Origin of the sequence: Nocardia sp. NPDC005746, assembly GCF_040630785.1 — a bacterium.
In the GTDB taxonomy this organism is placed as follows: domain Bacteria; phylum Actinomycetota; class Actinomycetes; order Mycobacteriales; family Mycobacteriaceae; genus Nocardia.
The window spans coordinates 680,303-700,675 of sequence record NZ_JBEXYE010000001.1; the positions used below are offsets into that span (position 1 = coordinate 680,303).

Below are 20,373 nucleotides of genomic sequence, written 5' to 3' on the forward strand. Positions count from 1 at the left end.
CCGACCCTAACCGACTGTGACCTGGGCCGGGCTTCGCTGTCTCGATCGGTGGGGCGGCCCCCGGGACACACGGTGATGCGATCCCCTGACAAGGGCGGTGGCGGTCACTACTGTCCCTGTCACCGACAGCGGCTCGAGGCGGGAGAACGCGTTGAGAATCAGAGGGATCGCCGTGCTGGCCGCCGTACTCGCGCTGATCGCGGCCGCGAGCCTGACCGGATGCGCCGTCACCCCGGTCTACGGCGACATGATCGCAGTCAACGGCACCGAACCGCAGAATCCGCTGATCCCGTCCAATACCAACGAGAACGGCGGCGGGCGCATCGTCGACCGGCTGTTCGCGGGACTGCGCTACATCGACCAGCGCGGCGCGCTGCACGACGAGGTGGCCGAATCCATCGACACCACCGACCAGCAGCACTACCGGATCACCCTGAAGCCCGGGTGGACCTTCAGCGACGGAACACCGGTCACCGCACACTCTTTCGTGGACGCCTGGAACTATGGTGCGCTGGTCACCAACGCGCAACTGCAGAGCTACACCTACGGGCCGATCGCCGGATTCGCGGACGTGCAGGCCGATCCACCACGCGCGCAGACCATGTCGGGGCTGAAGGTGGTCGACGACCTGCACTTCACCGTCGACCTGGTCGCGCCGACCATCGACTTCCGGACCCGGCTGGCCTACGCGCCGTTCTATCCGCTGCCCGCCGCCGCCTTCAAGGACATGAAGGCCTTCGGGGAGCGACCGATCGGCAACGGCCCCTATCGATTCGCCGACGGCAATGCCTGGCAGCACGACGTGCAGCTCACCGTCGTGCCCAACGAGAGCTACCGGGGCGGGCGGCCGCCGCGCAACAAGGGCCTCACCTTCGTGTTCTACTCCAACTTCGACGCCGCCTATTCCGATCTGCTGGCCGACAACCTCGACGTACTCGACACCATCCCCGACAGCGCCATCGCCGTGTACCAGCGCGATCTCGGCGACCGCGCGATCGAGGCCCCCACCGCGCAGAACCAGTGGCTCGGCTTCCAGCCCAATATGGCCCACTTCGGCGGCGAGGAGGGACGGCTGCGACGGCAGGCCCTCTCGATGGCCATCGACCGCGCGCAGATCGGGCGGAAGATCTTCCACGGCACCCGAATTCCCGCCCGCGACTTCACCTCCGCGGTCCTGCCCGGCTACAACCCGAACCTGCCCGGCTCGAACGTCCTCGACTACAACCCGGCCGAGGCCGTCCGGCTGTGGAACCAGGCCGACGCCATCGCACCCTGGAGCGGGCGCTTCGAAATCGCCTACAACGCCGACGGCGGCCATCAGTCCTGGATCGACGCCCTGGCCAACAGCATTCGCAACACGCTGCACATCGACGCGGTCGGCGCGCCCTACCCGACCTTCAAGCAACTGCGTGACCAGGTCGTGCACCGCACCATCGGCAAGGCCTTCCGCTACGGCTGGCAGGGTGACTATCCGACCATGCTGCAATTCCTCGAACCCGGCTTCGTGACCGGCTCGGAGACCAACGACGTCGACTACAGCAACCCGGAATTCGACCGGCTGCTCACCGCCGCCGAAGCCGCGCCCACCGAACAGGAATCGTGGAAGCTGGTGGGGCAGGCCCAATCCGTGCTGCTGCACGACCTGCCCACCATCCCGGTCTTCGACTACATCAACTCCGCCGGCTACTCCAAACGCGTCCGCGACGTGGTCATGACCTGGAACGGCCTGGCCGACTTCGAGAACATCGAGCTGAGGTGACCTGATGGCCTGGTACATAGCGCGGCGGCTGCTGCAGATGATCCCGGTGTTCTTCGGCGCGACGCTGCTCATCTACTTCCTGATCTGGAAGGTCACCGGCGGGTCGGTCACGGCGCTGGCCGGGCAGCGCACGCTGACACCGGCGCTGGAAGCGCAGCTGAAGGCGCAATACGGGCTGGACAAACCGTTCTGGTGGCAATACCTGCACTACCTGAAGGGCATCGTCACCCTCGACTTCGGCACCTCGTACTCGGGACGGCCGGTGCGCGAAGTGCTCGCCCGCGCCTTCCCGATCACCTTCCGGCTGGCCCTGCTCGCGGTGTTCTTCGAGGCGGTGTTCGGCATCGCGTTCGGCGTGATCGCCGGATTGCGCAAGGGCGGCTGGTTCGACTCCACCATGCTGGTGCTCAGCCTGCTCGTGATCGCCATGCCCATCTTCGTGATCGGGTTCCTGGCCCAGTTCCTGTTCGGCGTCAGCTGGCATCTCGCGCCCGTCACCGTCGGCTCCGACGTGAGCATCCCGCGGCTCGTCCTGCCCGCGCTGGTCCTCGCCTCGCTGTCCTTCGCCTACGTGCTGCGGCTGACCCGGAACTCGGTGGCGGAGAACAAGGACGCCGACTTCGTGCGCACCGCCACCGCCAAGGGCCTGCCGCGGCGGCGGGTGGTCGTGGTGCACATCCTGCGCAATTCGCTGATCCCGGTGGTCACCTTCGTGGGCGCCGACCTGGGCGCGCTCATGGGCGGGGCCATCGTCACCGAGGGCATCTTCAATATCCCCGGCGTCGGCGGCACCCTCTACCAGGCCGTGGTGCGCGGTGAGGCGCCGACCGTGGTGTCCTTCGTGACCGCGCTCATCGTCATCTTCCTGCTCTCCAACCTGATCGTGGACCTGCTCTACGCCGTGCTCGACCCGCGGATCCGCTATGCCTGACGGGAGCGCCGATATGCCCGAAACCTCACCGCCCCGGCGTGATCCGCGACCCGGCCAGCAACGCTGGGTGGCGCCGCCCGACGCCGTCGAAGTGGTCGCCACCGACCGGGTCGACGTGCACGGCGCGCCCGCCGGATTCTGGGGCTCGGCCTGGCGGCAGCTGCGCCGGAAACCGCTGTTCCTGGTCTCGATGGCCATCATCGTGCTGGTGCTGCTGGTCGCCGCGTTCCCGGGCCTGTTCACCGGACAGGATCCGCGGCACTGCGTGGTGGATTTCAGTCTCGCGCCGCCGAATCGGGACCACTGGTTCGGCTACGACCTGCAAGGCTGCGACATCTACGCCCGCACCATCTACGGCGCGCGGGCCTCCGTGCTCACCGGCGTCGGGGCCACCCTGCTGTTCCTGCTCGTCGGCGGCAGCCTCGGCGCGCTCGCGGGATTCTATGGGGGACCGCTGGATTCGATCATCTCCCGGATCGCCGAGATCGTGTACGCCATCCCGCTCATGCTGGCCGCCATCGTCCTCATGCAGCTGGCCGGGCACCGCACCATCTGGGTGGTGATCGCCATCCTCGCGGCCTTCACCTGGCCGCAGGTGGCGCGCATCGCCCGCGGCTCGGTCCTCGCCGCCAAGGGTAACGACTACGTGCTCGCGGCCAAGGCGCTCGGGGTGTCGCGATTCCGGATCCTGGTGCGGCACATCATCCCCAACGCGCTCGGACCGGTCATCGTGGTGACCACCATCTGGCTGGGCGTCTTCATCGTCACCGAGGCCACCCTGTCGTTCCTCGGCGTCGGACTGCCGCCCACCGAAGTGTCCTGGGGCGCGGACATCGCGGCCGGCCAGCGGCAACTGCGCGCCGGATCGCTCATCCTGTTCTACCCGGCCACCGCACTGGCGCTGACCGTGCTCGGCTTCATCATGCTCGGCGACGCGCTGCGCGACGCACTCGACCCCAAGGAGCGGCGATGACCGAGCCCGTGCTCGACATCCGGGACCTGCGAGTGTGTTTCGGATCCGGGGACAACCGGGTCGAGGCGGTGCGCGGGGTGAACCTCACCGTGTACCCCGGCCAGACCGTGGCCATCGTGGGGGAGTCCGGGTCCGGGAAATCCACCACCGCGCACGCCGTCATCGGACTGCTGCCCGGCGGCGGGCGCGTCGAATCCGGCAGCATCCTGTTCCAGGGGCGGGATCTCGCGGGAGCATCCGACTCGGAGCTGGTCGCGGTGCGCGGCAATGGGATCGGATTCGTGCCGCAGGACCCCATGTCCAACCTCGACCCGGTGTGGAAAGTCGGATTCCAGATCTCGGAAACCCTGGCCGCCAACGGCATCGCGCGCGGACGGGCCGCACGGCAGCGAGCCGTGGAACTGCTCGCCGAGGCGGGGATCAAGGAACCCGAACGGCGCGCCGGCCAGTACCCGCACGAATACTCCGGCGGGATGCGGCAGCGCGCGCTCATCGCCATCGGGCTCTCGGCGCGGCCGAAACTGCTCATCGCCGACGAACCGACCTCCGCGCTCGACGTCACCGTGCAACGCCAGATCCTCGACCACATCGACGAACTGACCCGCGAACTCGGCACCGCGCTGCTGCTCATCACCCACGACCTCGGGCTCGCCGCCGAACGCGCCGAACACCTGGTGGTCATGTACCGCGGGCGGGTGGTGGAATCCGGACCGGCCGCGGAGATCCTGCGCGATCCCCGCCACGAATACACCCGGCGACTGGTGGCCGCGGCGCCCTCGCTGGCGGCTCGGCGCAGCGCCACCACCACCGAACGCGCCGCCTACCGGGACCTCGCCATCGATGTGGCCGACGCCGAAGCGGCCGACGTACCCGACGACATCGTGGTCGCCGAGGGGCTCACCAAGCAGTATCGGGTGCGCGGGTCGGTGCCGTGGAAGCACACGGAATTCACCGCGGCCGAAGACGTCTCGTTCCGGCTGCGGCGGGGGACCACCACCGCGCTGGTCGGGGAATCGGGCTCCGGCAAGACGACGGTGGCGTCGCTGGTGCTCGGATTGGACACGCCCACAGCGGGTTCGGTGCATTTCGACGGCAAGGACGTCGCCGAGCTCGCCCGCCGGACGCCGCTCGCCTTCCGGCGGCGGATCCAGCCGATCTTCCAGAACCCGTACGGGTCACTGGATCCCACCTACTCGATCCATCGCGCCATCGCCGAACCGCTGCGCACCCACCGCATCGGCACCCGGGAGTCGCGCGACGCCCGCGTCCGGGAACTCCTGGACCTGGTGGCCCTGCCGTCCGCCGTGGCCGCCCGCTATCCGCGCGAATTGTCCGGCGGCCAAAGGCAACGCGTCGCCATCGCCCGCGCGCTGGCGCTGGAACCCGAGCTGATCGTGTGCGACGAGGCGGTGTCCGCGCTCGACGTCCTGGTGCAGGACCAGATCCTCGAGCTGCTCAACACGCTGCAGGCCGAATTCGGGCTCTCCTACCTGTTCATCACCCACGACCTCGCGGTGGTGCGGCAGATCGCCGATTCGGTCCTGGTCATGCAGGACGGCAAGGTGGCCGAATCGGCGTCCACCACCGACCTGTTCGCGAACCCGCGGTCGCCGTATACCCAGCGCCTGCTCGAAGCCATCCCCGGCCGCGATCTGCACGTGAGCTGACGGGGCCGGGGCGCGAGGTGGTGGCCGGGGCGCTGGTGACCAGCCAGTAGCCTCGTATCTCGTGACCGACCCGCTGCAGCCCCTCGTCGACCTGCCCGGCGTGCGCGACGCCGCCGACAAGGCCCGTGACGCCCTCGCCGAGGTGCACCGCCACCGGGCGAACCGGCGCGGCTGGCCTACCACCGCCGCCGAGGCCGCCGTCCGCGCGGCCCGCTCGTCGGCCGCCATCGAGGGCGGCACCATCGACCTGCCCGCCGACGGCAATGTCGAGGACCCGATTCTCGCCGGCTCGCTGCGCGTCGGGCAGGCGCTGGACGCGGAAGCCCTCACCAACCTGGTCGGCGTCTGGCAGCGCGCACCTCTCCAGGCCCTGGCCCGCCTGCACCTGCTCGCCGCGGCCGACATGGTCGAGGACCAGCAGCAGCTGGGCCGCCCGCGCAACGTGCCCGGAGTCGCCGAGCGCCTGGACCTGCTCGCCCAGACCGTCACCACGACCAAAGCCCCCGCGCCGGTCATCGCGGCCGTCGTCCACGGTGAGCTGCTCTCACTGCGGCCTTTCGGCACCGCCGACGGGATCGTCGCCCGTGCCGCCTCCCGGCTCGTCGCGGTGTCCAGCGGTCTTGACCCCCACAGCCTCGGCGTTCCCGAGGTTTTCTGGCTCCGCCGCCGTCAGGCGTATCTGGACGCGGCGGCCTCCTTCGGCATGGGCACCCCCGACGGGGTCGGCGGCTGGGTGATCTTCACCTGCGGCGCGCTCGAGGACGGCGCGCGCGAAGCCCGGTCGATCGCGGACGCGGCCTCGGGATAAACACCCCCGACATCGAAAATGCGTGTGCACCACTGTGATTCGAGGTTCCACACGCATTAAGAGCGGGCGGCGTTGTCGCGATTGCGACCTCACCGCCCGCTAGCACGGACTACCCGGTTACCAAGCGTGCTTTTCGGGATGTGTTCTCTTCGGCCTCGGCGAGCTCTCCGGGATCCGGTGGTTCATCCCCGCATTGGATGCGAGGCCCTCGCCCTCGAAATCCCGGATAACGCAGGCCCACAACTATCCGTGCCCTTGTCGCGGCGTGCTCCGCGTGGGTGCCTGGTGTCCGTGCTGGGAAGGGTGGGATGGGAGGTCGAATCTTCTCTTCCGATCCGATCTTGGCCTTCCGTCCTTCCGTGCCTCCATTGTTACCCCGTGACCGCCGTCACATCAAGACCTGCGGAAACTTTCCAATCCCGGCGCGTCCGCCTCGTTTCATACCCGGCGTTTCGGACGAATGACCGGGTCAGCGTCGCCGGCGCAGCAGCCGGTAGCTCAGTGCTCCGGCCGCCACGGCGCTCAAGCCGACCGCGACCGTCGCGGCCACCGTGGTGGTCGTCGGCGCCGGGATCCGGGCCCACAGCGACACCGGGTTCGAGAAGGCCAGCACCGGCCAGCCGCGGGCGGCGGCCTCGCGCCGCAGACCCCGGTCCGGGTTCACCGCGGTCGGGTGGCCGACCACCTCCAGCATCGGCAGGTCGGTCACCGAGTCGGAGTAGGCGTAGCAGCGGTCCAGGTCGTAATCGTAGTGCGCGGCAAGCTTTTCGATCGCCTCGACCTTGCCGGGGCCATAACAGTAGAACTCCACCTCGCCCGCGTACCGGCCGTCTTCGATCACCATGCGGGTGGCGGCGAAATGATCCGCGCCCAGGGCGGCCGCGATCGGGGCCACCACCTCCTCGCCGGAGGCGGAGACGATCACCACGTCGTGTCCCCGAATCCGGTGGTCCGCAATGAGATCCGCGGCTTCGGCGTAGATCAGCGGGTCCACGATGTCGTGCAGGGTCTCGGCGACGATCGAGCGCACCTGGTCGACATCCCAGCCGGCGCACATCTTGGTGAGGTGCTCGCGCATGCGCTCCATCTGGTCGTGATCAGCGCCGGACAACAGGAACAGGAAGTGCGCGTAGCTGCTCTCCAACACCGCGCGCCGGCTGAGCAGCCCCTGGTCCAGGAACGGCTTGCTGAAGACGAAGGCGCTCGACCGGGCGATCACTGTCTTGTCGAGATCGAAGAAGGCGGCGACTCGTCCGCGTTCGGCTGTCACGGGTCCAGGATATGGTTCCGTGCCGCGCGGCGGGCGTCATGGGTCGTCCCGCGCGGGTCCCCGATGCGCCGGGGTCCTTCATGTGACTCGGTCGGCGACCATGGTCGACGTCACGTTCGAACCGGGGTTCGCCGGGGTTAGCCAGCTGGAAGCCGGGCGGTCAGGACGGGAAAAAGACTCGCCGGGCGGACTTGCAATACGGCCGGGGCTTGGGTGTAGTATCGCAGTTACCTGGACATGGTCCAGGCGCGTTCAGCCCGACCCCCCGGGGCTGAACCCGACGGCCCCAGCCTCCTCCCCCCCCGGCTGGGGCCGTCCTCTATTTCAGGCGGTTTCGGATCCGCCCACGCTTCCCGAATTGTGCACAGGCCGCGTGTTATCCACACTCGCCGTCGGGCCGCTGTCGCCGCTTCGTCAATCAGGCGACGCTGACCTGCATGAACTCCGATGTCGCCACCCCACCCGCGCTCGCGCTGGTCGCCGATCCCCGTCTGCGCGAGGAGATCCGCCGCATCGCCGCCGCGGCCGACCGCCCGCTCGACGAACGCGTGCCACCCCCGGGTCGACACCCCTGGACAGCCGCGTCCGTCATCATCCTCGACACCGCCGCCGCGCATAGCTGCGTATCCGCCGGGCACCCCCGCCGCCCGGGGATCCTCCTGGTGACCGACGGCGAGCCGAGTTTGCTCGACTGGCAAGCAGCCACCGCGGCGGGCGCCGAACAAGTCCTTCCCCTGCCGGCCGCGGCCGACGCCTTGATCGCCGCCTTCGCCGCCCACGACGGCCGCCGTCCCGGCGACGGCGCGGTCCTCGCGGTCGCGGGCGCGGGCGCCGGTGCGGGCGCCTCGGTGCTCGCCGCCGCCGTAGCCCTCACCGCCGCAGGGCGTTTCCGCGACCGCACGCTGCTCGTCGACTGCGCGCCCTACGGCGGCGGCCTCGATCTGCTGCTCGGTCTGGAGAAGCACGCGGGCCTGCGCTGGCCCGACCTCACCATCGAACACGGCCGTGTCGCCGCATCGGCGCTGCACGAGGCCCTGCCCAGCGCCTTCGGGCTGGCGGTCCTCTCGTGTGGAAGAGCCACTCCCGCAGGGGAACTCGATGCGGAGGGCTGCGAGATCGATCGCGGCGAGATGACCGGGTGCTCCGGAATCTCCGGAGTGGCAACCGAACTCGGCTCCGGATCGAAGGCGTCGGGCGGCGCGTGGGCGGATGGCGGTCGGGCGAATTCGCCGCTGGCGCCGACGGCGGTGCGCGCCGTCCTGGAGGGCGGTCGCGCGGCCGGTGATCTGGTGGTCGCCGACCTGTCCAGCGATCATGGTCCGCACACGGATCAGGTTCTCGATCTGGCGGATCTGGTGGTGCTGGTGACGCCGGCGCGGCTGCGTTCGATCGCGGCGGCGGAGTCCGCGGCGGCCTACCTGAAGGCTCGAAACCCGCATGTGCGCTTGATCATCCGCGGACCGGCCCCCGGCGGCCTCACGCCCACCGAAATCGCGGAGACCCTCGCGCTGCCACTGCTGTCGGCCGTTCCCTCCCAGCCGGGGCTGACCGAACGCCTGGAACGGGGTGGCCTCACCGTGCGCCGTCGCGGTCCGCTCCGCACCGCCGCCGAGTCCGCGCTGACGGCCTTGTTCGCCGGTGGCCCCGGCCATGACCGCGCAGCGCGCCACCCGGGCCCGTTCTGGTGGAGTCTCGCCCGGGCCCGTGGCACCCACGCGGGGGCACAGGCGTCAGCGCAGGTGGGCCGATGATGCCGGGGTGCGGGCGCTGCCGGTTGCAGCGGGTGCTCGTGGGCATCTGGCCGGATGCGCGCACCTCACGGGCAGCGGGCGGGGGTCCGCTGTCACACGCGCGATCGACCGCCGGGCGATTGACCTACTGCCGTATCGGGTCCGGGCCCGGCTGCCGGTGGCTCGCGTTCGATGTGGAGGTGCGCGATGAGTGAGCTGGTGACGGCCGAACTGCTGGAGCGCGTGCGGGAGCGGCTGGCCGACGGGGCCGCCGATCCGGATCCGGCTCGCGTGGCGGCGGCCATCCGGACCGAGGCCGGCGGGGTGCTGGCCGACGCGGATCTGTTGCGCGCCTTGCGAATGCTGCAGACCGAGATGACCGGAGCCGGGGTGCTGGAACCGCTGCTGCGCGATCCCGAGGTGGCTGATGTGCTGGTCACCGGACCGGAGTCGGTGTGGGTGGATCGCGGGCGGGGGCTGCGACGCACGTCGATCCGATTCCCGGACGAAGCGGCGGTGCGGCGCCTGGCCCAGCGGCTCGCACTGGCGGCCGGACGCAGGCTGGACGACGCGCAGCCGTGGGTGGACGGTAGGCTGCCGGGAATCGGTGCGGCACAAGGGGATTCGTTCGGCGTCCGATTGCACGCGGTGCTCTCGCCGATCGCGCACGGCGGCACCTGCCTGTCCCTGCGGGTGCTGCGGCCCGCCACCCTGGGCCTGGATGCCCTCGCGGCGGCCGGGGCGGTGAACTCCGACGCGAAGTCGCTGCTGGAGCGCATCATTCGCGCTCGGCTCGCGTTCCTGGTGGTGGGCGGGACCGGATCGGGCAAGACAACCCTGCTGTCGAGCTTGCTGGCCATGGTCGATCCGGCCGAGCGCATCGTCTGTGTCGAGGACGCGGCCGAGCTCGCGCCGCCGCATCCGCACGTGGTCCGCCTGGTGGCCCGGCCCGCCAATGTCGAAGGCGCGGGCCAGGTCACGATGCGCGACCTGGTCCGCCAGGCGCTCCGCATGCGGCCCGACCGCATCGTCGTCGGGGAGGTCCGCGGCGCGGAGGTGGTGGACCTCCTGACGGCCCTGAACACCGGACACGACGGCGGGGCGGGCACGGTGCACGCGAACTCGCCCGGCGAGGTCCCGGCCCGCCTGGAGGCGTTGGCCGCCCTCGGCGGCCTGCCCGCGGCCGCCCTGCACAGCCAGCTGGCGGCGGCGATCCAGGTGGTCCTGCACGTTCACCGCCATCCCGACGGCCGCCGCACGCTTCGCGAGATCGGCCTGGTGACGGCCGACAGCGGCCGGGTGCGGCTCGTCCCCGCGTGGACCGCCGACGATCGTCCAGCCCCGGCGGCATCCGCCCTGCTGACCCTGCTCGAGGAAAGGACTCCTGATGATTCCCGCGAGTGACGAGTGCTCGGGTTCGTGCGGGTGCCCGGGGCCCGGAGCGGTCCCGCGCGTCCGCCTGGAGAAGACCTACCCGGTTCCGGTCGGTAATGCGCCGTGCTGCAATCCATTCGGGGTGCATGGGTCGCGGTTTCCGGGTCTCGGGCTGGCCTGGCCCGCTGGATGTGGTCGCCATACGAGCGGTGATTCGACTGGGGCACAGGAAGAGTCGCCCACCTCGCTGAGCGAAGGAAACTGATGCCGACCTGCGTCGGCCAGCCGGTTTCCGTGCTGGTGTGCGTCGCGATCGCGCTCTTCTTGTTGCCGCCGCCCATCGCCCGACGGCGGTTGCGCAGGTTGTTCGATCAACCTGCGGGTGCGCGAAAGGCTCAGCGCACCTCGATTGTTCGCACACTTCCGTTCGCTGCCGCACCTCTGCTGCTGTTCGCCGGTCCGGGACCTGTGCTGGCCGGCTTGCTGGTGTCCGCGACGCTCGTGGTCCGCTATCGCCGGGCCCGCCGTGAGCGGTCGCGGATCGACGCCACGGCACAGCTGCTGGAGGGGTTGGAGGCGGTGATCGGTGAACTGCGCATCGGGGCTCATCCGAGTGCGGCGGCCGCGGTGGCCGCGGTCGAGACCGAGGGCGAGGTGGCCAGGGCTTTCGCGGTCAGCGCCGCGCGCAGCCGACTGGGCGGGTCGGGTGCGGAGGGCCTGCGCCGCCCCGATTCGGTGGTGGCACGGGAACTGTCCCGGGTGTCCGGTGCCTGGCGGGTGGCGGAGCGGCACGGCCTCGCGTTGGCCGAGCTGTTGACGGCCGCCCGTCTGGATCTGCTGGGCCGCAAACGCTTCCGGGACCGCACGGCCGCGGCACTGGCCGGAGCCCGGGCGACAGCGGTGGTTTTGGCCCTGCTTCCGGTCCTCGGCATCGGCCTGGGGCAGCTGATGGGCGCGGCCCCACTGCGGGTGCTGTTCCTGTCCCCGGCGGGAACAGCCTTGCTGCCGTTGGGTTCCGCCCTCACCTGTGCCGGTCTGCTGTGGTCCGACGCCATCGCGGGCAAGGTGCTGCGATGAGTCCCGCTGTCGCCGTGCTGGCGGCCCTCGCCCTGCTGGTCCTGCCGGGCCGGGTCGGCGCGATGCGCAGGCTGCGCTGGATGCGTGACTCCACGTCGGCGGAACCGCCGATGCCATCGGCTTTTCCGGCCGATCCGGACGTGCTGGGCGTCGCCTCGGCGCTCGATCTGCTCGCGGCCTGCCTGCGATCCGGACTGCCCACCGCACGGGCAGCCGCCGCGGTGGCCGCCGAATCGCCCGAGCCGTTGGCGTCGGTCCTGTCCCGGGTCTCGGATCTGCTGGTGTTGGGCGCGGATCCGGCGAGCGCCTGGGCGCAGGCCACCGAGGGTGTCGCCGACGACGCGGTGGCGGCGCTGGCCCGGATGGCCCGCCGGTCGGCGCGCTCGGGAACCGGATTGGCCACCGCCGTCACCGAATTGGCGGAACGCCGCCGCGGGGAGCTCGAGGATGCCGCCGCCGCCCGCGCCGAGCGGGCCGGAGTGCTCATCGGCGGCCCGCTCGGCCTCTGCTTCCTGCCCGCCTTCGTATGCCTGGGCATCGTCCCGGTGGTACTGGGTCTGGCGGGCCGGGTACTGGACGGCGGTCTGCTGTGACCGCCGACGACTGTGCCGGCGCGGAACGGCCGCGCGGCGACGAGGGAGGGAGAAACCATGGGAACGACCATCCGACACCTGTGCTGGGAACTGCGCGCCCGACTGCTGTGCGCCCTGACCGCCGACTCCGGCATGAGCACCGCCGAGTACGCGATCGGCACCATCGCGGCCGCGGCCTTCGGCGCGGTGCTCTACACCGTGGTCACCGGGAACAGCATCGTGAGCGCGCTGACGGCCATCATCGACCGAGCCCTGAAGACTCCCGTCAAGTGACGTATGCCACACCACCTGATCATGCCGAGGCGGGGATGGCGACCGTTGAGGCGGCGATCGCGCTGGCCACGCTGGTCGCGGTGGTGATTCTCGGTGTCGGCGCCCTGCTGGCGGTGTCGGCGCAGGTGCGTTGTGTCGACGCCGCCCGTGAGGCGGCCCGGCTCGCGGCCCGCGGCGAGACCGACGCCGGCGTCGCGACTGCCCGGCGGCTGGCGCCGGCCGATGCCCGGATCGTCGTCCGGTCCGAGGGGGAGCTCGTGGTGGCCGAGGTGAGCGCCCACGCCGCGCTGGTCCCGGTCACGCTGCACGCGGCGGCGGTCGCGGCTCGGGAACCGGGGGAGTCGCCATGACCCGCCCGCGGCGGGATTCGGGCGGGGTGACGGTGACCGCGTGCCTGGCGCTGATCGGCCTGTTCGCGGTGACGATCCTGGTCGCGCAGGTCGGGGTGGCGGTCGCGGCGCGGCATCGGGTGCAGGCCGCCGCGGATCTGGGCGCGCTCGCGGCGGCGGGTGCCCTGGACGGCGGTGTGGATGCCGCGTGTCGCCGGGCCGCCGAGATCGCGGACCGCATGGGTGTCCGGTCCGTCGGGTGCGAAGCGCTGGGGTGGGACGTGACGGTGACCGTCGTCGGGCGGGTGTCGCTCGGGCCGCTCGGGGACCGGGATGTCCGGGCGGCCGCTCGGGCGGGCTTGGGGGATGACCTGGGGTTGCGAGGGGATATCTCGTACCGATCGGTTGGTTAAAATTGTGATGGCGCGGGCCACATCGGTGGTCGATCAATGCGGAAATTCGATGAAAGCTTTAGCCGAATTGAAGAGGTGTCGATTGCATTGCAATTCGTCGCCCGAGACTCATTCGAATGAATGCACAGGTAAATCCACGGGTGACATATTCGAGTGGAGCAACCCCTCAGTTAACAGGATCACATCCCTTTTTAATCGACTCGAGGCCTCGGCGTGTCGTCCCACCCTCCAGCATCCGGATTCGGCCCGATATCTGCCAGTTGACGACGCCGACCGGTTGGTCGGATGGCGCTCCGGTCTCACCGCGGCGACGGCGGCGTCACGGTTCGGGAGTGCCGTCGTCACCTTCGCCGAGATCGGCCAGAACCGCCCAGAGGAGCCGGGCGGCCCCGGCCTTGTCCAGGGGATTGTTGCCGTTCCCGCACTTGGGTGACTGCACGCAGGACGGGCACCCGGCGGCGCAGCCGCAGGAGTCGATCACGCCCAGCGTGGCGGTCAGCCAGTGGCGTAGTCGCAGGAACCCACGTTCGGCGAATCCGGCCCCGCCGGGATGTCCGTCGTAGACGAATACTGTCGGCAGGCCGGTGTCGGCATGTTCGGCCGTCGACACTCCGCCGATGTCCCACCGATCGCAGGTCGCGACCAGCGGCAGCATGCCGATGGCGGCGTGTTCGGCCGCGTGCAGCGCGCCCGCGGCGTGTCGCGCGTCGATCCCGGCCCGGGCCAGCAGGTCCGGCGTGACGGTGTAGTACACCGCCCGGGTGGGCAGGGTCTGGGCGGGCATGTCCAGCGGGATCAGGTCCAGCACCTCGCCGCTGGGCAGTCTGCGCAGGTAGGCGACGACCTGCCGGGTGACCAGCACCTGGGCCAAACCCGTGGTGACCGAGCCGTACCGCCGTTCCTCGGTGACCGCCTCGATCTCCAGCGTGGTGACCGCCCGCGCGCTGGTGCTCCACCCCGGCGTGTCGGCGCGGACCAGGGCGACACCCTCGTCCAGGTCCAGCTCGTCGACCACGTAGCTCTCGCCCTGATGCAGGTGCACCGCGCCCGGGTGCAGGGTCGCGGGGGCGCGTCCGGCGTCGGTGGTGCCCAGCATGCGCCCCGATTCGACGTCCACCACCGCGATCGCGGTGCCGATGCCGCCGCGCACGTCCACCGCGTCGTGCGGGTGCGCGTCGGCCGTCACGAACCAGCGCGCCGACCCGTCCCGCGCCACGCCCGCCCGCCGCCGGATCAGACCCTGTTCGGCCAGGTCGGAGAGCAGTTCCCAGGCTTCGAAGGCGTGCACTTCGGCATCGCTGAGCGGCTGTTCCAGCGCGGCGCACAGCAGGTGCGGCCCAAGCACGTACGGATTGTGCGGATCGGTGATGGTCGCTTCCAGCGGCCGCCCGAGCAGCGCTTCCGGGTGGTGCACGAGGTAGGTGTCCAGCGGGTCGTCACGGGCGATGAGCAGCACCAACGACCCCTGTGTGCGGCGTCCGGCCCGTCCGGCCTGCTGCCAGAACGAGGCGACCGTCCCCGGATATCCCGCCACCACGACGGCGTCCAGTCCGGCGATGTCCACGCCCAGTTCCAGGGCATTCGTGGTGGCGGCCCCCAGCAGTGTGCCCTCCGACAGGGCCGCTTCCAGGGCGCGCCGGTCCTCGGCCAGATATCCGGCCCGATAGGCCGCGACACGCCCGGGCAGTCCCGCATCCACATCGGCGAGCAGCCGCCGGGTGTCCATGGCGATGAGTTCCGCGCCGCGCCGGGACCGCACGAAGGTCAGGGTGCGGGCGCCCTCGGCGACCAGGTCGGCCATCACGGTGGCCGCTTCCGCTCCCGCCGAACGCCGCAGCGCCGCACCGTTTTCCCCGGTCACTCCGCTCCCGACGAGCGGCGGCTCCCACAGCGCCACGGTCCGCGCGCCCTGTGGCGACCCGTCCTCGGTGACCGCGACACACGGTGCCCCGATGAGTTTCTCGGCGGTGGCGGCGGGGTCGGCGGCCGTCGCGGAGCACAGCACGAAGACCGGATCGGCCCCGTACCGCTCGGCGAGTCGCCGGAGTCGGCGCAGCACCAGCGCCACGTGCGACCCGAAAACCCCGCGGTAGATATGGCATTCGTCGACGACGATGTACCTGAGCTGGCGAAACAGCCGCGCCCACCGCTGATGCGACCGCAACATGCCGACATGCAGCATGTCCGGATTCGTGAAGACCCAGCGCGCGTGCGCCCGCACCCACTGCCGGATCTCCGCCGGCGTGTCGCCGTCGTAGGGTGCGGGATGGATGCTCCGCAGCGGATCTTCGCTGGTCAGCTCATTGACCATGCGTAGCTGGTCGGCTCCCAGCGCTTTGGTCGGCGCGAGATACAACGCGGTGGCCCGCGGATCCTCCTGCAGCGCGGTCAGCACCGGCAGCTGATACGCCAGCGACTTTCCAGACGCCGTTCCGGTCGACACCACTACGTGCCGGCCCGCCGCGGCGAGGTCCGCGGCCCGGCTCTGGTGGCTCCACGGCTCCGTGACCCCGGCCGCCTGAACTGCGGCGATGACGTCGGGAGATATCCATTCGGGCCATTTCGTGACCTGCGCCGCGCGCGGTGGTAGCTCGCGAACATGAGTGAGTCGGGGGTCACCTGAAACAGGGCCGTTTAGGACACGATTCAGCAACGATCTCCCGTAGCTGATGTCGCTCGCATCTCCGGATCGCGGCGCTGGATCTCGATCAATCATCGAAGCGCCATCGCGACACGCCGAAGGGGTGCGAAACGTGTGTGCGTCCGCCGCTCTACCTGCCATTTCACTACAGGGTAGCGACCTGCCTCACACCCTGTTTGCCAGATGCTCGCTCTGTTATCCGGAAGCAAACCAACTTCAAGTACGGATTTGGGCATTATGCCCCTCACCTGCGCATTCGCAAGATCAACTTTTTTGCAAATTGTGGGTAACTCCGCTGTTGAATTGCCCGAAGACATGGTTCACTGGTCCCTGGTCGCAAGCTTCTGTGTTCGAGGGAACGGATCTAAAGTCCAAACCATCAGCAGGATCGATGTTGCGAACGGTGTACTAGGTGCTTTCCTGCAGGGGGAACAGAGTACAGCGGTCTCAACGGACCCGGTGGATGAACCCAGTTGTCCGCCGTTCCGGTATGGAAAGAGAAGGAACAGAATGGCACAGGGAACTGTGAAGTGGTTCAACGCGGAGAAGGGGTTCGGCTTCATCGCGCCCGAGGACGGCTCAGCTGACGTCTTCGTCCACTACTCCGAGATCCAGGGGTCGGGCTTCCGCACCCTCGAGGAGAACCAGAAGGTCGAGTTCGAGGTTGGTCAGGGCACCAAGGGCCCGCAGGCCACCGGTGTTCGCGCGCTCTGAGCGAGCCAACCCCTAAGGTTCCGTCCCCCATCGCCCCCGGCGGTGGGGGACGACCCATATCTTGACCCATTACACTCGATCACGATCAGGGGCTACATCGTCGCCGCGCACCAGCCGCGGCCTTTGAACACGGTATAAACGTTGCTGGCAGCGATATCGGACATCGCAGCCGCTTTGCCCCAGCCGCGTAGAGCGCGTACACCAAGCTCCGGCGCGGATCGAGACGAAAGGTGTGTTCGCCGGTGGCAACACGAGACCGCGGTGCAGCGCCGAACCCCGAGGCAGCGCCCGACCAGGGCCGTTCCCTGCGTCGTCTCGTGATCGTCGAGTCGCCGACGAAGGCCAAGAAGATCGCCCCGTATCTGGGCCGCGGTTATGTGGTGGAGGCGTCGGTCGGCCACATTCGGGACCTGCCGCGTGGTGCGGCGGATGTGCCCGCCAAATACAAAGGACAACAGTGGGCGCGGCTCGGCGTCGACGTCGATCATGATTTCGAGCCCATCTATGTTGTCAGCCCCGAAAAGAAGGGGAAGGTCAGCGAGCTGAAGAGCCTGCTGGCCGACGCCGACGAGCTCTACCTCGCCACCGACCCCGACCGCGAGGGCGAGGCCATCGCCTGGCATCTGCTCGAAACCCTCAAGCCCAAGGTGCCGGTCCGGCGCATGGTGTTCCACGAGATCACCGAGCCCGCGATCCGCGCGGCCGCCGCCGACACCCGGGAACTGGACCAGGATCTGGTCGACGCGCAGGAGACGCGGCGCATCCTGGACCGGCTCTACGGCTATGAAGTGTCGCCGGTGCTGTGGAAGAAGGTCATGCCGCGTTTGTCGGCGGGCCGCGTGCAGTCGGTGGCGACCCGAGTCATCGTGCAGCGCGAGCGGGAGCGCATGGCGTTCCGGTCCGCGGAGTACTGGGACATCGCGGCCAAGCTGGACGCCGGCGGCAAGGAGGACGGCGGGAATCCGCGGGTCTTCGGCGCGCGCCTGGTCAGCGTCGACGGTCTGCGGGTCGCGACCGGTCGAGATTTCGGCGCCGACGGGCAGCTGAAGTCGCAGGCCGACGCACCGACCGTTCGGGTGCTGAACGCGGCGGCCGCCCAGCATCTGGCCGAGTCGCTGCACGGCGTGAATCTCTCTGTCACCTCGGTGGAGTCCAAGCCGTACACGCGAAAGCCGTACGCGCCGTTCATGACCTCGACGCTGCAGCAGGAGGCGGCACGCAAGCTGCGTTTCACCTCCGAGCGCACCATGCGGGTGGCGCAGCGGTTGTACGAGAACGGTTACATCACCTATATGCGTACCGACTCGACGACGTTGTCGGAGTCGGCGATTCAGGCGGCCCGGTCGCAGGCCACCCAGTTGTACGGCGCGGAGTACGTGAGCCCCACGCCCCGGCAGTACACGCGCAAGGTCAAGAACGCGCAGGAAGCGCACGAGGCGATTCGTCCCGCGGGTGACACCTTCGCCACGCCGGGCCAGTTGCACAACAAGGTCGACAACGACGAATTCCGTTTGTACGAGCTGATCTGGCAGCGCACCGTGGCGTCGCAGATGCAGGACGCGCGCGGCACCACGCTGACCGTCCGCATCACCGGTGTCGCGAATTCCGGTGAGGAGTGCGTGTTCTCGGCGTCGGGCCGGACCATCACCTTCGCGGGCTTCCTCAAGGCGTACGTGGAGAGTGTCGACGAGGAGGCGGGCGGCCAGTCCGATGACGCCGAATCGCGGCTGCCCGCGCTGACCGAGGGCCAGGGCGTCACCGCCATCGAGCTGCTGCCGGACGGGCACACCACCAATCCGCCCGCGCGATTCACCGAAGCCTCGCTGATCAAGGCGCTGGAAGACCTCGGCATCGGCCGTCCGTCCACCTACTCCTCGATCATCAAGACCATTCTCGACCGCGGTTACGTGTACAAGCGCGGTAGCGCGCTGGTGCCGTCGTGGGTGGCGTTCGCGGTGATCGGGCTGCTGGAGGAACACTTCGGGCGGCTGGTGGACTTCGACTTCACCGCGGCCATGGAAGATGACCTCGACGCCATCGCCGGCGGCCGCGAGCAGCGCGGAAACTGGTTGTCCTCCTTCTATTTCGGTGGCGATCACGGCGCGCAGGGTTCGGTCGCGCGCGAGGGTGGCCTGAAAAAGATGGTGGGCGAACGGCTCGACGGCATCGACGCGCGAGAAGTCAACTCCATCAAGCTCTTCGCCGACGAGGAGGGCCGCGATGTGGTGGTCCGGGTCGGCAAGTTCGGGCCGTACCTGGAGCGCATGGTCGTCAATCCCGATGACCCGGACGGGGATCCGGTCTCGCAGCGCGCCAACCTGCCTGACGATCTGCCGCCGGACGAGCTGACCCCGGAGGTCGCGGAGAAGCTGTTCGCGACGCCGCAGGAGGGTCGCTCGCTGGGCGTGGATCCGGAGTCGGGACACGAAATCGTCGCCAAGGAAGGACGTTTCGGCCCGTACGTCACCGAGGTCCTGCCCGAGCCGGTCGAGGAAGCCGACACCGGCGCGAAGAAGACCAAGAAGGCGGCCGACAAGCCGAAGCCGCGCACCGGCTCGCTGTTCAAGTCCATGAGCGTGGAGACGGTGACGCTGGACGAGGCGCTGCGGCTGCTGTCGCTGCCGCGCGTGGTCGGTGTCGACCCGGCTTCCGGGGACGAGATCACCTCGCAGAACGGTCGTTACGGGCCGTATCTGAAGAAGGGCACCGATTCGCGGTCGCTCACCAGTGAGGACCAGATCTTCACGGTGACCCTCGAGGAGGCGCTCAAGATCTACGCCGAGCCCAAGCGGCGCGGCGGGCAGGCGGCGAGCGCGCCGCCGCTGCGAGAACTGGGCGTCGACCCGGTGTCGGAGAAGCCGATGGTGATCAAGGACGGGCGTTTCGGCCCGTACGTCACCGACGGCGAGACCAATGCCAGCCTGCGCAAGGGCGACGAGGTCGAATCCATCACCGACGCCCGGGCTTCGGAGCTGCTGGCGGACCGGCGGGCCCGCGGCCCGGTGAAGAAGGCCGCGAAGAAGACGGCCAAGAAGGCGGCGGCGAAGAAGACCCCGGCCAAGAAGACGGCGGTGGCCAAGACCGTGGTCAAGAAGGCGGCGGCGAAGAAGGCGGCGGCCAAGACGGCCGACGGCGTCACCACCAAGAAGGCCGCGGCGGCGAAGAAGGCCCCGGTCAAGAAGGCCGCGACGAAGAGCGCCGCGTCGGCGCAATCCTGACGATTGTCGATGCCCTGCCGTAGCGTGCTGTTCTGAACACGCACCAGCGGAAGGGCATTCGAGGATGGTCGACCACGAGCGGGAAGAGCTGATCAAGGTTCTCGCGAGCCAGCGGGACCTGTTCCGGATCACTGTCCGGGGAATCGACGACGAGCAGGCGCGTCAGCGCAGCACGATCAGTGAACTCACCCTCGGCGGGCTGCTCAGTCATTGCGTGAATGTCGAGCGGCACTGGACCACCATCCTGGCCGAGCGGGACCCGAACTCCGAATTCGACATCTCCCGAATGGATTCCGAGTACCGGCTGGACGCGGACCAGACGGTCGCGGGGTTGCTCGCCGAGTGGGAGGCGGTGGCCGAGCACACCGCGAAGCTGATCCGCGAACTACCGAACCTCGAGGATTCGGTGCCGACGCCGACCGCCCCGTGGGCGCCGGAGCGGGAGTGGCTGACCGTGCGCTACATCCTGCTGCACATCCTGCGGGAGATCGCGCACCATTCCGGTCACGCGGACATCATCCGCGAGGCGCTGGACGGCGCGAACACGACATATCAGCGCGCGAACTGACACTCGGCGGCGCTGTCGGAGGTGGCCGCTAAGGT

17 protein-coding genes are annotated in these 20,373 nt (G+C 69.5%); 15 read left to right on the forward strand and 2 right to left on the reverse strand.

What is annotated here, in order from left to right:
- Window positions 1–247 precede the first annotated feature (247 nt).
- The 5 genes from ABZ412_RS03105 (at window position 248) to ABZ412_RS03125 (ending at window position 6,138) form a co-directional block, all read left to right on the forward strand.
- Entirely contained in the window at window positions 248–1,759 is a 1,512-nt protein-coding gene (locus tag ABZ412_RS03105; RefSeq protein ID WP_357275953.1) for an ABC transporter substrate-binding protein, read from the forward strand.
- 4 nt (window positions 1,760–1,763) lie between these two features.
- Window positions 1,764–2,690: an ABC transporter permease gene (locus ABZ412_RS03110; protein ID WP_357275592.1), complete on the forward strand. Its 927-nt coding sequence runs from the start codon at window positions 1,764–1,766 to the stop codon at window positions 2,688–2,690.
- Between the two features lie 13 nt (window positions 2,691–2,703).
- On the forward strand, window positions 2,704–3,663 hold the full coding sequence (locus ABZ412_RS03115) for an ABC transporter permease (RefSeq protein WP_357275594.1): 960 nt from the start codon (window positions 2,704–2,706) through the stop codon (window positions 3,661–3,663).
- Window positions 3,660–5,330, forward strand: a complete 1,671-nt coding sequence (locus tag ABZ412_RS03120; RefSeq protein ID WP_357275596.1) for an ABC transporter ATP-binding protein — start codon at window positions 3,660–3,662, stop codon at window positions 5,328–5,330. Before ABZ412_RS03115 ends, ABZ412_RS03120 begins: the two co-directional genes overlap by 4 nt.
- 61 nt (window positions 5,331–5,391) lie before the next feature.
- Window positions 5,392–6,138: an oxidoreductase gene (locus ABZ412_RS03125; RefSeq protein ID WP_357275598.1), complete on the forward strand. Its 747-nt coding sequence runs from the start codon at window positions 5,392–5,394 to the stop codon at window positions 6,136–6,138.
- A 469-nt stretch (window positions 6,139–6,607) separates the two neighbouring features.
- Here ABZ412_RS03125 and ABZ412_RS03130 read toward each other — a convergent pair whose 3' ends face one another.
- The gene (locus ABZ412_RS03130; RefSeq protein ID WP_357275601.1) at window positions 6,608–7,408 is read right to left on the reverse strand and encodes an HAD-IB family hydrolase; all 801 of its coding nucleotides are present in this window, start codon (window positions 7,406–7,408) and stop codon (window positions 6,608–6,610) included.
- Between the two features lie 437 nt (window positions 7,409–7,845).
- Between ABZ412_RS03130 and ssd the strand changes: the two genes are divergently transcribed.
- The 7 genes from ssd to ABZ412_RS03165 all read left to right on the forward strand — a co-directional run bounded on the left by ssd (window position 7,846) and on the right by ABZ412_RS03165 (window position 13,197).
- On the forward strand, window positions 7,846–9,159 hold the full coding sequence (gene ssd, locus ABZ412_RS03135; RefSeq protein WP_357275602.1) for a septum site-determining protein Ssd: 1,314 nt from the start codon (window positions 7,846–7,848) through the stop codon (window positions 9,157–9,159).
- A 186-nt stretch (window positions 9,160–9,345) separates the two neighbouring features.
- Window positions 9,346–10,542 carry a TadA family conjugal transfer-associated ATPase gene (locus ABZ412_RS03140; protein ID WP_357275605.1) on the forward strand — a complete coding sequence of 399 codons (1,197 nt, stop codon included), beginning with the start codon at window positions 9,346–9,348 and terminating at the stop codon, window positions 10,540–10,542.
- Window positions 10,543–10,776: 234 nt separating this feature from the next.
- Window positions 10,777–11,589, forward strand: a complete 813-nt coding sequence (locus ABZ412_RS03145) for a hypothetical protein (protein ID WP_357275606.1) — start codon at window positions 10,777–10,779, stop codon at window positions 11,587–11,589.
- Window positions 11,586–12,182: a type II secretion system F family protein gene (locus tag ABZ412_RS03150; RefSeq protein WP_357275608.1), complete on the forward strand. Its 597-nt coding sequence runs from the start codon at window positions 11,586–11,588 to the stop codon at window positions 12,180–12,182. The genes ABZ412_RS03145 and ABZ412_RS03150 overlap by 4 nt, the downstream gene beginning before the upstream one ends.
- 57 nt (window positions 12,183–12,239) lie before the next feature.
- Window positions 12,240–12,455, forward strand: a complete 216-nt coding sequence (locus tag ABZ412_RS03155) for a DUF4244 domain-containing protein (RefSeq protein WP_357275611.1) — start codon at window positions 12,240–12,242, stop codon at window positions 12,453–12,455.
- Window positions 12,456–12,490: 35 nt separating this feature from the next.
- Window positions 12,491–12,805 (forward strand): TadE family type IV pilus minor pilin, encoded by a 315-nt coding sequence (locus tag ABZ412_RS03160; RefSeq protein ID WP_357275613.1) that lies wholly within the window; start codon window positions 12,491–12,493, stop codon window positions 12,803–12,805.
- Window positions 12,802–13,197, forward strand: a complete 396-nt coding sequence (locus ABZ412_RS03165; RefSeq protein WP_357275616.1) for an Rv3654c family TadE-like protein — start codon at window positions 12,802–12,804, stop codon at window positions 13,195–13,197. The genes ABZ412_RS03160 and ABZ412_RS03165 overlap by 4 nt, the downstream gene beginning before the upstream one ends.
- Window positions 13,198–13,516: 319 nt before the next feature.
- On the opposite strand, the gene ABZ412_RS03170 is transcribed toward ABZ412_RS03165, so the two are convergent.
- Window positions 13,517–15,913 (reverse strand): DEAD/DEAH box helicase, encoded by a 2,397-nt coding sequence (locus ABZ412_RS03170; protein ID WP_357275618.1) that lies wholly within the window; start codon window positions 15,911–15,913, stop codon window positions 13,517–13,519.
- Between the two features lie 435 nt (window positions 15,914–16,348).
- Here ABZ412_RS03170 and ABZ412_RS03175 point away from each other — a divergent pair, with 435 nt between their 5' ends.
- From ABZ412_RS03175 to ABZ412_RS03185, 3 genes are all read left to right on the forward strand, one after another.
- Entirely contained in the window at window positions 16,349–16,552 is a 204-nt protein-coding gene (locus ABZ412_RS03175; protein ID WP_029925108.1) for a cold-shock protein, read from the forward strand.
- 317 nt (window positions 16,553–16,869) lie between these two features.
- Window positions 16,870–19,770 carry a type I DNA topoisomerase gene (gene topA / locus ABZ412_RS03180; protein WP_357275955.1) on the forward strand — a complete coding sequence of 967 codons (2,901 nt, stop codon included), beginning with the start codon at window positions 16,870–16,872 and terminating at the stop codon, window positions 19,768–19,770.
- 64 nt (window positions 19,771–19,834) lie between these two features.
- On the forward strand, window positions 19,835–20,338 hold the full coding sequence (locus ABZ412_RS03185; protein WP_357275620.1) for a DinB family protein: 504 nt from the start codon (window positions 19,835–19,837) through the stop codon (window positions 20,336–20,338).
- Window positions 20,339–20,373: the final 35 nt, after the last annotated feature.

Coding starts and splice junctions, on each gene's coding strand:
- ABZ412_RS03105 (WP_357275953.1), top strand. CDS start 248: ATGATCGCAGTCAACGGCACCGAACCGCAGAATCCGCTGATCCCGTCC.
- ABZ412_RS03110 (WP_357275592.1), top strand. CDS start 1,764: ATGGCCTGGTACATAGCGCGGCGGCTGCTGCAGATGATCCCGGTGTTC.
- ABZ412_RS03115 (WP_357275594.1), top strand. CDS start 2,704: ATGCCCGAAACCTCACCGCCCCGGCGTGATCCGCGACCCGGCCAGCAA.
- ABZ412_RS03120 (WP_357275596.1), top strand. CDS start 3,660: ATGACCGAGCCCGTGCTCGACATCCGGGACCTGCGAGTGTGTTTCGGA.
- ssd (WP_357275602.1), top strand. CDS start 7,846: ATGAACTCCGATGTCGCCACCCCACCCGCGCTCGCGCTGGTCGCCGAT.
- ABZ412_RS03140 (WP_357275605.1), top strand. CDS start 9,346: ATGAGTGAGCTGGTGACGGCCGAACTGCTGGAGCGCGTGCGGGAGCGG.
- ABZ412_RS03145 (WP_357275606.1), top strand. CDS start 10,777: ATGCCGACCTGCGTCGGCCAGCCGGTTTCCGTGCTGGTGTGCGTCGCG.
- ABZ412_RS03150 (WP_357275608.1), top strand. CDS start 11,586: ATGAGTCCCGCTGTCGCCGTGCTGGCGGCCCTCGCCCTGCTGGTCCTG.
- ABZ412_RS03155 (WP_357275611.1), top strand. CDS start 12,240: ATGGGAACGACCATCCGACACCTGTGCTGGGAACTGCGCGCCCGACTG.
- ABZ412_RS03160 (WP_357275613.1), top strand. CDS start 12,491: ATGGCGACCGTTGAGGCGGCGATCGCGCTGGCCACGCTGGTCGCGGTG.
- ABZ412_RS03165 (WP_357275616.1), top strand. CDS start 12,802: ATGACCCGCCCGCGGCGGGATTCGGGCGGGGTGACGGTGACCGCGTGC.
- ABZ412_RS03170 (WP_357275618.1), bottom strand. CDS start 15,913: ATGATTGATCGAGATCCAGCGCCGCGATCCGGAGATGCGAGCGACATC.
- ABZ412_RS03175 (WP_029925108.1), top strand. CDS start 16,349: ATGGCACAGGGAACTGTGAAGTGGTTCAACGCGGAGAAGGGGTTCGGC.
- ABZ412_RS03185 (WP_357275620.1), top strand. CDS start 19,835: ATGGTCGACCACGAGCGGGAAGAGCTGATCAAGGTTCTCGCGAGCCAG.